The sequence below is a fragment of the Leptolyngbya sp. PL-A3 genome (assembly GCF_039962325.1).
In the GTDB taxonomy this organism is placed as follows: Bacteria; Cyanobacteriota; Cyanobacteriia; order Elainellales; family Elainellaceae; genus Vacuolonema.
In genome coordinates this window covers 1-10,098 of sequence record NZ_JAMPLB010000121.1, presented here as the reverse complement: position 1 = coordinate 10,098, position 10,098 = coordinate 1, and the positions used below count along the sequence as shown (strand labels likewise).

The 10,098-nt window shown below is 46.1% G+C and carries 11 protein-coding genes and 1 pseudogene; 10 read left to right on the top strand and 2 right to left on the bottom strand.

Annotated elements, in window-relative coordinates; translation table 11 throughout:
- Positions 1 to 263: 263 nt before the first annotated feature.
- The 5 genes from NDI52_RS33950 to NDI52_RS33930 all read left to right on the top strand — a co-directional run bounded on the left by NDI52_RS33950 (position 264) and on the right by NDI52_RS33930 (position 2,513).
- A complete protein-coding gene (locus NDI52_RS33950) occupies positions 264 to 731 on the top strand; it encodes an SMI1/KNR4 family protein (protein WP_190774819.1) in 468 nt (155 codons plus the stop codon).
- Between the two features lie 326 nt (positions 732 to 1,057).
- Positions 1,058 to 1,306 (top strand): hypothetical protein, encoded by a 249-nt coding sequence (locus tag NDI52_RS33945; protein WP_190774818.1) that lies wholly within the window; start codon positions 1,058 to 1,060, stop codon positions 1,304 to 1,306.
- Between the two features lie 28 nt (positions 1,307 to 1,334).
- Entirely contained in the window at positions 1,335 to 1,715 is a 381-nt protein-coding gene (locus NDI52_RS33940) for an immunity 22 family protein (protein WP_190774817.1), read from the top strand.
- Positions 1,716 to 1,986: 271 nt separating this feature from the next.
- Positions 1,987 to 2,253, top strand: coding sequence for a BrnT family toxin (locus NDI52_RS33935; protein ID WP_190774816.1), 267 nt, complete (start codon positions 1,987 to 1,989; stop codon positions 2,251 to 2,253).
- Positions 2,254 to 2,255: 2 nt separating this feature from the next.
- A complete protein-coding gene (locus tag NDI52_RS33930; RefSeq protein ID WP_190774815.1) occupies positions 2,256 to 2,513 on the top strand; it encodes a BrnA antitoxin family protein in 258 nt (85 codons plus the stop codon).
- 157 nt (positions 2,514 to 2,670) lie between these two features.
- Here NDI52_RS33930 and NDI52_RS33925 read toward each other — a convergent pair whose 3' ends face one another.
- A complete protein-coding gene (locus tag NDI52_RS33925; RefSeq protein WP_190789454.1) occupies positions 2,671 to 3,381 on the bottom strand; it encodes a tetratricopeptide repeat protein in 711 nt (236 codons plus the stop codon).
- A 423-nt stretch (positions 3,382 to 3,804) separates the two neighbouring features.
- Here NDI52_RS33925 and NDI52_RS33920 point away from each other — a divergent pair, with 423 nt between their 5' ends.
- Together NDI52_RS33920 and NDI52_RS33915 are read left to right on the top strand one after the other, a co-directional pair.
- Positions 3,805 to 4,644, top strand: a complete 840-nt coding sequence (locus tag NDI52_RS33920; RefSeq protein ID WP_190774813.1) for a hypothetical protein — start codon at positions 3,805 to 3,807, stop codon at positions 4,642 to 4,644.
- A 150-nt stretch (positions 4,645 to 4,794) separates the two neighbouring features.
- A complete protein-coding gene (locus tag NDI52_RS33915) occupies positions 4,795 to 5,433 on the top strand; it encodes an HAD hydrolase-like protein (protein ID WP_190774812.1) in 639 nt (212 codons plus the stop codon).
- Positions 5,434 to 5,779: 346 nt separating this feature from the next.
- On the opposite strand, the gene NDI52_RS33910 is transcribed toward NDI52_RS33915, so the two are convergent.
- On the bottom strand, positions 5,780 to 6,937 hold the full coding sequence (locus tag NDI52_RS33910; protein ID WP_190774811.1) for a hypothetical protein: 1,158 nt from the start codon (positions 6,935 to 6,937) through the stop codon (positions 5,780 to 5,782).
- A 1,229-nt stretch (positions 6,938 to 8,166) separates the two neighbouring features.
- On the opposite strand from NDI52_RS33910, the gene NDI52_RS33905 reads away from it, so the two are divergent.
- The 3 genes and pseudogenes from NDI52_RS33905 to NDI52_RS33895 form a co-directional block, all read left to right on the top strand.
- Entirely contained in the window at positions 8,167 to 8,526 is a 360-nt protein-coding gene (locus NDI52_RS33905; protein ID WP_347280066.1) for an ATP-dependent Clp protease adaptor ClpS, read from the top strand.
- A 638-nt stretch (positions 8,527 to 9,164) separates the two neighbouring features.
- Entirely contained in the window at positions 9,165 to 9,695 is a 531-nt protein-coding gene (locus NDI52_RS33900; protein WP_190774809.1) for a hypothetical protein, read from the top strand.
- Between the two features lie 279 nt (positions 9,696 to 9,974).
- A pseudogene (locus tag NDI52_RS33895) lies at positions 9,975 to 10,098 on the top strand (IS256 family transposase); the annotation flags it as partial.

Here is a 10,098-nt window from a genome sequence, read left to right as displayed (position 1 = left end):
ATAAGGTATCGATGACAACGACCAAACTGTTGAGGAGCCGGATGAATTGAAACAATTCACGTCCGGTTTTGAAGACCAGCGGGGCTGGTGACAGCCTCGCTGAGTTTAATTAGCAATCAAGTCCGATTATTGAACTGTGGAAGAATGAATTTCTAGGTGTTGAACTTGAGAAAGGTGTTTACGGTTCACCATCCTTACCTATCACCAAAAAACTTGGCAACCCAAGGCAGCTTTGAAAGCCTACTTAGATACCTGGGGGCATAATGTATCTTGAAGCAGCAAAAGCACGGTTCCAAGAACTTGAGCAGCTTAATAAAGATATCTATAAAAATCGGCCCTGTTCGCTGGAGGAAGTTGAACTTTTAGAGAACGATTTGAAGTTAAAGCTGCCTGATGCATACCGAGAATTTCTTTTATGGTGTGGAAACCGTTGTGGATTCCTTGATTCGGATAGGTATTTCTGGAGTGATGTAAAGGACTCCCACCGTGAATGGTTTGAGGAAGCAATGGAAGAATATAACCTGCCGATGACCCTGATATCCTTAGATGCCATCATCTTTTTCGCAGCTCATGGGGGATACATTTATGCATTTATTCGTGCTTCTGAAGGAGATAATCCTCCTGTTCACGAGCTTCGGAATGGTCAATTGATTTGGAATCATGCTGACAGCATTGAGCAATTCTGTCTTGAGAGAATCGAAACTGCATTGAGGCTCGCAAAAGGTCGTTAACGATTCACAGATGCTATTTTATGAGCAACTCCATAGACTTTCAGCAAGAGTTCGACAAAGTGAGGCGATACTTATAGCAACCAGGAGCTGCAGCCGAGGATTAGTAGCGCAGAGCGCATTTTGCTTAAGGATGCTATTACAGAGCGCTTTATCTCAGTGTATATTCCATCTATCAATATTCTGCTACTTGCGTATCAAAGATAATTGCTAACAATCCGCTTGCACACCGACCGTTGGTAAATTATTTGTTGAGTCCGAGGGGTTACTAGCGGCGGGTGAAGCGGGGCGTTAGACAGCGGCGGCGAACTGGCACTTAATTGTCCCTTATGATGAGCAGGCGACCGAGTGGTGTCGGGGACTCGTTTACCATTCGCGGGGACTTGGTGTTAGAGTTACATTTACTTCGCCGACTCGTGGAGCGCGTTGGGCAGATGTGGGTGTACTCTGACAGCGGCTCGCTAGCGATCGTAGTCGATCCGACTATTGACCCAGAAGCGGTCGCAGCAGCGTGGATTCGCGCCGAGTCTGCCGACGATAGTTGGACAGAGTTCCTGGGAAAACTATCAGATGCCTAATAAATAGTTAGGAGACCGAGACAAACTGATGGCAATGGAAGTCTCTCACATCTGGATTGGCGTGTTCGCATCCAGCGCTTTTGAAGACTATTTTATGGAGCATTATGGAGATGATGAAGCTCCGATCAATCGTTTCGCTGAAGAACAGGGAGAGGTGTTTTACGACCACGACTGGATTGAGATTAGCTATCTTGACGATTCCGAAGCATCGGATATTCGATCGTTTGTTGCTGAGCATTCATACTCGGAAAACTATCTTGACGCGGTTTGTGAACGTGCTGTAGCACTCAGAGTTGACAGAATAAATGTCTTTGTGATTGCAGACAAAAACGAGTTCGACAATCCGCGCTCAGTCACCGGAACAAATTACCGGCTAGAATACCTTGGGGAATTCAACTGTTTTACTTAATCAGGCGGCAATCGCCCCAAGATGCCTAACAATTCCCATGCACACCGACCGTCGAAAATGATTGGTTATGATGCAAGCACTGTCTGCGGCGGGTGATGGGAACCGTTAGCCCTCTAGTCCTCGGTTGGGACTGTGCATCAAGCTTATCCGTTAGCGGCAAAGCAATTGCGTTCAGATCTATCAGGGGTAGCTGCTTGGGTAATTGCAGAGCAAATAGAGGTAACAAAGCTTGCCCTTGGTAGTATGTACAGGTGTGCATACTATAATTGAGATGGCTTATCAATGGAATAGGGACAAAGCAATAGCCAATCTTCGCAAGCATGGTATTGACTTCGCTGATGCAGTATCCGTTTTCTCCGACGATCTGGCAATTACGATTCCAGATGAGCGGTTTGATGAGGAACGGTTTGTCACGATCGGGGTTGATGCCTTTGCACGAGTTTTGGTGGTTGTATACACGATGCGGGACGATGAGATCCGGATCATCTCTGCCCGCAAAGCAACCCGACAAGAACGGCAGCAGTATGAGGAGGGATGAGTATGGAAGCTGAATATGATTTTAGTCAGGGTAAACGAGGGGCAATCGACCCAACGCCACCTGGAAAAACTCGCATCACAATTCGCTTAGATGACGAGGTTTTGGAATGGTTTCGTGAACAAGTTCACAGTGCAGGCGGAGGCAATTATCAAACGATGATTAACGAAGCCTTGCGTCAGCATATTCAGCAGAACCGAGAACCTTTAGAGGAAACATTACGTAGAGTTGTTCGTGAAGAGCTTGAACGTATTGAGCGATGAGGTACTTGCTGAGGGCTAACCAGTCGCTGCACCGGAACATCGAAAGTTGTCGGTTAGTTTCACAAGTTATCTGTGTCCGGTGAGCTTGGTCGTTATGCGGCTTAGTATGCTTTAGAGGCAGGGCGATTACTACAGAAAAGGTTTCAAGTTGCGATTTCTAGCTTGGGTAATTATTTGCGTAGCAAGTATAGCAATTATAAAAAACGTATCTATAACGTGAGTCAAGAGAGACAGCCCGATCGTAGCTCTGTCGGGCTTCGGTATATTGCTGTAGGTCAACTAGAGCTAATCCTCGTTGGTACCAGAATTCGCCACAGTCTGGCTCCAGGGCAATTGCCTGGTTGTAAGCCTCAATTGCTAGATGCAACTGCCGCTGTTGAACCAGAATCTCTGCTTTCCGATACCAAGAGTCAGCAGATGGCTCTAGCTGGATTGCTCGATCAAAAGCCTCAACAGCTTTGTCTAAGCAATTAAGGCGTGCCAAGCAATTTCCATAATTATGCCAAGCTTCCCAGTTATCAGGTTCCAGCCTTAGAGATTCTTCGAAAGCTTTCAACGAACTTGAATACTGCTGATAATGCTCTCCTAGCAGACACGCTTTGAAGAACCAAGCGGATGCTGACTTGGGATTGAGCTTTAGAGCTTGATCGTAAGAATGAAGTGCAGCATCATAAAATCCTAAACGGTGAAATGATTCGGCTTGAATGTTCCATAACAGCCAATCATTGGGGTTGAGCTGAATAGCACGATCGCATTGAATTAAAATATCTTCATCAGTTATACCCTCATAACCTTCTTGCCACAAAATATGGGTAGTAAATGCACGGTTAGCTGCATCTTGAGCAGACAAGTCAGGAGAGGGTTGCATGGAAAACCACCTAATCGATCAGAAACTCTAAACCTAGCAGAAGCATTATCAAGGTTGCTACTCCGCTTCAAAGAGACAGCCAGAGTCAAGTTGCTTCGTTGTTAGCCTCTACTGCCGCTGATTTTTGCCGTTATGCCTTAATCATGGGTATCGATATAGTTGAAGAGCATTGGGTTTTTTAATATTGGAATGGCAATGGGTATCGATATAGTTGAAGAGCAATGGGTTTTTTAATATTGGAATGGCAGAGATATGGATAATTTGTCACATAGCCTGATTTGTCGGCACATATTTAGAGCACAAGATTTGGTAGATGCCTACCCACCGCAACTACATGACGCAAACAAGAAGATTGTTTACAAAATCGCTTGTCCAACGGGATGTACTCATAACGGTCAACTCGTGTTTTCCCGTTGGTCTGCAATGCCACTTCCACAAGTTCTTTTCCCTTCTAAGTATCAGACTAACCTTGATGAGCGAGAGGATTACTTTGGTTATGAGCCGTCCCAGGATAGTACTCAGTTGGAGTGGTATCTTAACTTTGCTCATTACGATCTTTTCTGTGCGTATGGTGGTCCTCTGTTTGCTCAGGACGAGATGCAGGTAGCTGAGCACCCTGCCTTGGGTTCACTACGAGAAGCACTGCTGGATAAAGACATTAAGCCATTAACAGTAGAGAATGGACAACCCACCCCTATCCTCATTCGTGGAGTTGAACGCAGATGCGCAATTGCTACTGACAACAATCCACAACAGGGCCGCCCCTATGGCCTTTATGGCAACAATTTCGCGCGAGCTCCACTGGATGCTATCAAACAAGCAACACAACCTCTTAATCCACCGACAATCACAAACATCATTGCAATGGAGGCTCCTTCAGAAGGTTACGGCTCCTATAAGCTAGAGGAGATTGAATACATTCTCACAACAGCATTCACTGGATTTCTGGCAGCACGTATCGAGTCGCAGTTAGAACTGGGTCAGCAAGCAAGTGTGCTTATTCACACAGGTTTTTGGGGGTGCGGAGCTTATGGCGGCAATCGTATACTCATGGCGCTTCTGCAACTTCTAGCTGCCCGTCTAAGTCAAGTGAATTGCTTAATCTTTCATACTGGTGGTTTTGCGGGTAATGAGGCTCTTGCCGAAGCTCAACGGATCCTGGATCAATTCCTGGTTTCTAATGATTTAGAGGTTAGAGTTCCCCACTTAATAGAAGAAATCTATAGGATGGAATTTCAGTGGGGTGTTAGCGACGGGAACTAAGGGGCAGCCGTATGATTTCTACCGTGTGAAGGCATAACAATCCCGTTGCACACCGACCGTACACAGCCTCTTCATGAATTTCCAGCGGTTACTAACGGCGGGTGGTTGGAACCGTTATACGTCAAGGACGCGCAACCGTTGCATCTAGTAATGTTCGACATTGATGGAACGCTGGTAGATTCCTACGGAGTCGATGGTGATCTATTCGCCCGTGCGATTAGGCTTGAGCTTGGAGTGCCGGTTGATGAAACCTGGCAGTCCTATCAGCAGCGCACGGATAGTGGTGTTCTCGAAGAGGTGCTGGTGCAAAACAATGTATCAGTAGATGAGAGGCCGCAGGCTTTCGAGCGAGTCAAGAGTTGCTTTATTGACCTCATGCAGGATTACATCGCAAAACAGCCAACAGGATTAACACCCATTTCCGGTGCTCCTGAGCTGATCCGCAAGCTTCGCTCGAGTTCCGAAGTCGTGATTGCCTTCGCGACTGGAGGCTGGCGCGAGACTGCCGAAATGAAACTGAGTTCAGTCGGGATCGAATTTGAAGGTTTACCATTTGCTACATCGTCTGACGCAGTAGCACGAACTGAGATTATGCGGTTAGCCGAGCGGCAAGCGGGCGTGTTCGGCAGTTTTACGCGGCGAACATACTTCGGCGATGCGCCATGGGATAAGAAGGCGAGCGCTGACCTTGGCTATGATTTTTTGGCAGTAGGGGGAAGAGTCGAGCACCCACACAACTTTGAAGACCTCTCGGATTTAGAGGCTATTCTCGGTGTGCTCGGCGTATAACAATCATGTTGGAACGGATTGCAGAAAGATGCCGGCTTCATTTCAAAAGTCATAACAACCGCTCAACACGCTCGTTAAGCAGCTTGCTCTAGCCAATTGAGACGAAATCTGAAAGATAAAATTTTTTGGGATGAACTACGTATCGCCTGGCTACTTCGTTGCAGCTTCGTTACCTTCCCCCTAAACAGATTCTTCGAAATTCTCGCTTTTCTTACTAATTAACCTGAGTTCGGGTTAAGGGCGTTTTCGAGTGCCGCGCAACGCGCGGCACTCGAAAACGCTCATTTTGGCGTGCGCTTTGCGCACGCCAAAATGAGCACTGCAGCTTATCCCGAACTGAGGTTAATTAGTAGCGAAATACTGCTGCAACAGGGGTATTGTCTGGTACTTTTTCTGGTTCAACAGCATAGACTGCTCCTCCGTGAAAGATCGTCTGAATTGCTGCTGCATTGAGCAGATCTTCATCACCAGGCTGAGCCTCATTGTGTATCTCAAGTTCCATTGAGCCCGGGTCAAAATGTCCCCATCTTTGTACGCCAACCGGAACAAAAAGCTGTTCTACACGACCATAAAATGCCCCTTGAATGACTTCATTCAAGTCATTTGAGCCTTTGCCAGCCGCAATTGACTCATGATAATAATCGATCGCTTTTTCCTGGTCTGCTTCAAACTGTGGCTCTACGATCGCCCAAGCTTCTGCATGAAGCTCTTCCGCCGTTAGCTGCTTTGTGTTGTGCTGAATCCCTTCTTCCACAATGAAATTGTAAGTATTTGCCTCGTGATAAATCGGCAGCAAATAGCTAACGCCAGCTAAGACAAGGGGCGATCGACGATTGCGGAAAAATTCGTGTAGGCTCTTATCGACTAACAGGAAATACTGCAGCAAATCTTCCTTAACGTTTTCGCGCTCGCCGCCCTGTCCGTGATAGGAGCCACCTGCTTGCAAAGCTGAACGACCTGCACCCGCTCCCTGGCGGCGCTGCTCATCCTTCGCTGTTTCGTCATACTGCAAGGCTTCATCCATGCTCTTCGGCAAGCCTTCAATTTCAATTTCACGGGTGATGCCATAGCGATTGCCTTCCAAAAGGCGCACATCACGCTGACCAAGCGTGAGAACATAAAAGCGATCATCGCCGCTCAACAGCGGAATTAGCGGCTTGAGATGAAAGCGATCGCTTACGACTACCAGTTCAATGAGATCGATCGGCACCTGGTAGAAACGGAAGAACCCTTCTGAAATGAATAAAGCTAAACCTGCGTTCTGCTGCTGCCAAAATTCATTTTCATCCAGTTCACTAGCGGGCTGAAGAAATTGGTTTGGATCAGCCGAGTGCAATTCATATTTTTCTAACTCTGCTTTTGCCTGCTGAAGTAGATTTTTGAAGCGGACAGGGTTTTGCTGAGTTTCTGAACTAAGCTGCACGGTCGGCATGTAAATTGATACACACAACCCTTGCGGCTGTTCAACGAGTTCTTTCAGTTCTTCGATCGAAAGGAAGCTCATATTATTAAGACAGGATTACAAAGATGTGGAAGGGAACCCTCATACTGTAAAAACTTTTCCAAGCCTAGGCCCCTGCCGAATGGTAGAAAAGAAGCTCAATCGTTTAGCAACACGTAACACGTTCTAAACAGATGTAATCGCTGATAAGGAAGCAGTGCAGTTTAGCAAGTTGTGTTGCAGAAACGGGTCAATGATGAGATGGGAAAGTCCGGGCTGACCTCCCCACCTTGCTATATCTACTCTGGATTTATAGTTGCTGAAACTGCTTAACCGTGTGTTGGTGCAGACGATTAAAGGTTGTTGAGTATCTAAAGTTATCTGCTGTCGCCTAACTCTACCGTTATGCTGCTCAGCCTGTTTTAGAGGCAGGGCGATGACTACAGAAAAGGTTTCAAGTTGCAATTTTTAACTTGGGTAACTATTTGCGTAGCAAGCATAGCAATTATAAAGAACATATCTATAACGTGGGTCAAAAGAAACAGCCTAATCGCAGCTCTGTCGGGCTTCGGTATTGCTTTAGGTCACGAGAGCTAATCCTCGTTGGTACCAGAATATGCCACAGTCTGACTCCAACCCAGTTGCTTGGTTGCTTGGTCGTAAGCCTCAATTGCTAGATGAAACTGCTGCTATTGAACCAGAATCTCTGCTTTCCGATACCAAGAGTCAGTAGATGGTTCTAGTTGAATTGCTTAATCAAAAGCCTCAATAGCTTTGTCTAAGCAATTAAGGCGTGCTAACGCACGCATCCATCACCATTTTCCAATCCCTATAGTTACACGATGCATATTGCCTGTGCGTTCTTTGTGACAAATTGGGAAGCCTATTTTGATGCTCTTACAATAGTCGTCACTCCTGATGGTCATTTTGTACTTGAAGGTTGGGATACATACTGGTTCGGAATCTGTTCAAACTTTCCCATTGCAATACTCTGAACAGTTTTTCTGAAATCCTTGATTTTGCGTGCGCGAAGCGCACGCAAAATCAAGGATTTCAGAAAAACTGTCCGAACTAATGCCATTGGGACAGTGGGTAGATACCTATCACAGCACCGTGGAGATATCTAAAGAAGTGAGGTGTAAGAGAATGTTTGCACGAGGAAGCAGAACAAAGCCTCTTCAATGGTGATGTATGGCTTCCCAGGATTGTAATCCTAGGAAAACTCAACAATCTGGTCCGAAACCCCCTGCGATCGCGTTATGTTTAGAACACTCTATATAAGCTAGTTTTTTGTGTGGATACTGGTATCTGCTATTCTTGGTGTCGTCATTTACGTGCTGATACGCTTTACTCAGCAGAGGAGCGGTGTAATAGAGCCAACCTCTTCTAGAAGAATCTTCAGCGGATCTGAGACGCATGCAATTGTTTTAATGGATGACGACATTAATTCTATGGAGAATGTTGTCAATACCCTGGTGAGAGTGATTGGCATTTCTGAAAAGCAATCAATTAATTTTATGGTTAGAGTTCACAAAGAGGGAATTGCTATAGTTTGGGCAGGTGCTAGGAGTGAATCAGAACACTATCTGCAAAATCTAAGAGAATCAGGACTACGATGTTTTTTAATAGAGATTGTGCATCATAACTTTTGATCCAGCATCCTGATTTACCCTCTGCTCCTAGGCACTCTCTTTAACCAATAGGTTCTGAGCAGCTATAGTTTTTTTGTTTAACTGCCCTCCTGTATCATTAGTTCGGACAGTTTTTCTGAAACCTTTGATTTTGCGTGCGCGAAGCGCACGCAAAATCAAAGGTTTCAGAAAAACTGTCCAGAGTATTGTGTATGTGAAAGTGCCAGGAGGGAGCAGTAAAGTGCGAAATCGGCTCATACATCACGGTGGTGATATCCCGAGCGATGAGAAGGATAAATATTCTTGCATTGATGGAATAACTGTAATGTCATTATCCCCGATGCACTGTCTTGTTATTGAGGATGACTTTATATGGGGCATGGTTGAGCATGCTCAGAACTATCTTCATAAAGCAGTCATTTCTTAACTTTTTCCTGAGTGCGATCGCTTGTCTGTAGGGTAGATTGACGAAGGAAGCTCTACAACTCTTTAGCACTTTACGTTGCCTGCCTTAACGCTCGCCAGCTAACCCTTGCGTGCATCGGACGGATTGGTTACCTAGAGCTATCTACCGTCAGTGACGCTCGCCGTTATGCTTCTTAGTCTCTAGTGGAGAGGCAGTCTGAACCTCATCTGTTTGTATTAAGGGTGAAGCCAGCATGAGTGAATTTAGTGAGTCATATCATCTACGTCAAGCTTCTCAAGAAGATGCTGTTCAGTTGTTGCAAAGGGCAGGATTAAAAGGGATTGTTTTCCCTTCAAGTAGCCAGTGGACAAGTTTTGTTCCAGGGGGGCAGGATTGGGAAGCTCTGCCAGCGATCGTTCAAGCAAATTCCGGGATATTGCTGCATTATTCCTATGGCGAGGATCACGGCTGGACGATTGAAGTGTATGAGGATGCAGAGCACCGGATGGTATTTCAACACTGGTGGGATGATTTCTCGGAGGAACTTGGCGATTTTGCCCCATCTTGCCCACCAAATAACCCTGATATAGAGCTTTTAGCTCAATGGATTCCGCAATCTCCTGAGAGTTTTGAAGTTTTGCAAAAATGCCTCATGACGGATGGACAGGATAGGGCTTACGAGTTTGCCCAACTAATAGGACTAGAGTATTTTAAAGGGCTGTCCCCGAACTCCTGGAGCCATAGTCCAGAGAGCGTTCGTAAGCCAGGAGTGATTGAAGTATGAAGATGATAGGATGCGGCATAACCATTCAAATGTAGCGGGCTTACTGAGATGCTTTCCGCTTCGTTCTTAGTCCCCTGTGCCGCTGATTTGAACCATTGGGCAGAACCTAAAGATCTCTTAAGTGGAGCAGTGGAGCACACATCATGCATACCGCCTGGGTCGTTCAGACAAACGTTGAGCCTGAATCAATGTCTCCAACTGCACTCCGACACGCCTGTGGAGAGTGATCAGGATTTTGTGTAAGCGGTCTAAAATCCCCTTAATTCAGGAGACCGCATCATGGCACGAAAGAAAAAAGAGACTAACCGCGTGGATGAGATGCTCGATGAGCTGTTGGCAGACTGTCAGACGCCAGAGGATATTCTGGGCGAATCGGGGTTACTCAAACAACTGAGCAAACGAC

Bases quoted from the DNA above. Each gene is read 5' to 3' on its own strand.
- NDI52_RS33950 (WP_190774819.1), top strand. From the start codon at position 264: ATGTATCTTGAAGCAGCAAAAGCACGGTTCCAAGAACTTGAGCAGCTT.
- NDI52_RS33945 (WP_190774818.1), top strand. From the start codon at position 1,058: ATGATGAGCAGGCGACCGAGTGGTGTCGGGGACTCGTTTACCATTCGC.
- NDI52_RS33940 (WP_190774817.1), top strand. From the start codon at position 1,335: ATGGCAATGGAAGTCTCTCACATCTGGATTGGCGTGTTCGCATCCAGC.
- NDI52_RS33935 (WP_190774816.1), top strand. From the start codon at position 1,987: ATGGCTTATCAATGGAATAGGGACAAAGCAATAGCCAATCTTCGCAAG.
- NDI52_RS33930 (WP_190774815.1), top strand. From the start codon at position 2,256: ATGGAAGCTGAATATGATTTTAGTCAGGGTAAACGAGGGGCAATCGAC.
- NDI52_RS33925 (WP_190789454.1), bottom strand. From the start codon at position 3,381: ATGCAACCCTCTCCTGACTTGTCTGCTCAAGATGCAGCTAACCGTGCA.
- NDI52_RS33920 (WP_190774813.1), top strand. From the start codon at position 3,805: ATGCCACTTCCACAAGTTCTTTTCCCTTCTAAGTATCAGACTAACCTT.
- NDI52_RS33915 (WP_190774812.1), top strand. From the start codon at position 4,795: ATGTTCGACATTGATGGAACGCTGGTAGATTCCTACGGAGTCGATGGT.
- NDI52_RS33910 (WP_190774811.1), bottom strand. From the start codon at position 6,937: ATGAGCTTCCTTTCGATCGAAGAACTGAAAGAACTCGTTGAACAGCCG.
- NDI52_RS33900 (WP_190774809.1), top strand. From the start codon at position 9,165: ATGAGTGAATTTAGTGAGTCATATCATCTACGTCAAGCTTCTCAAGAA.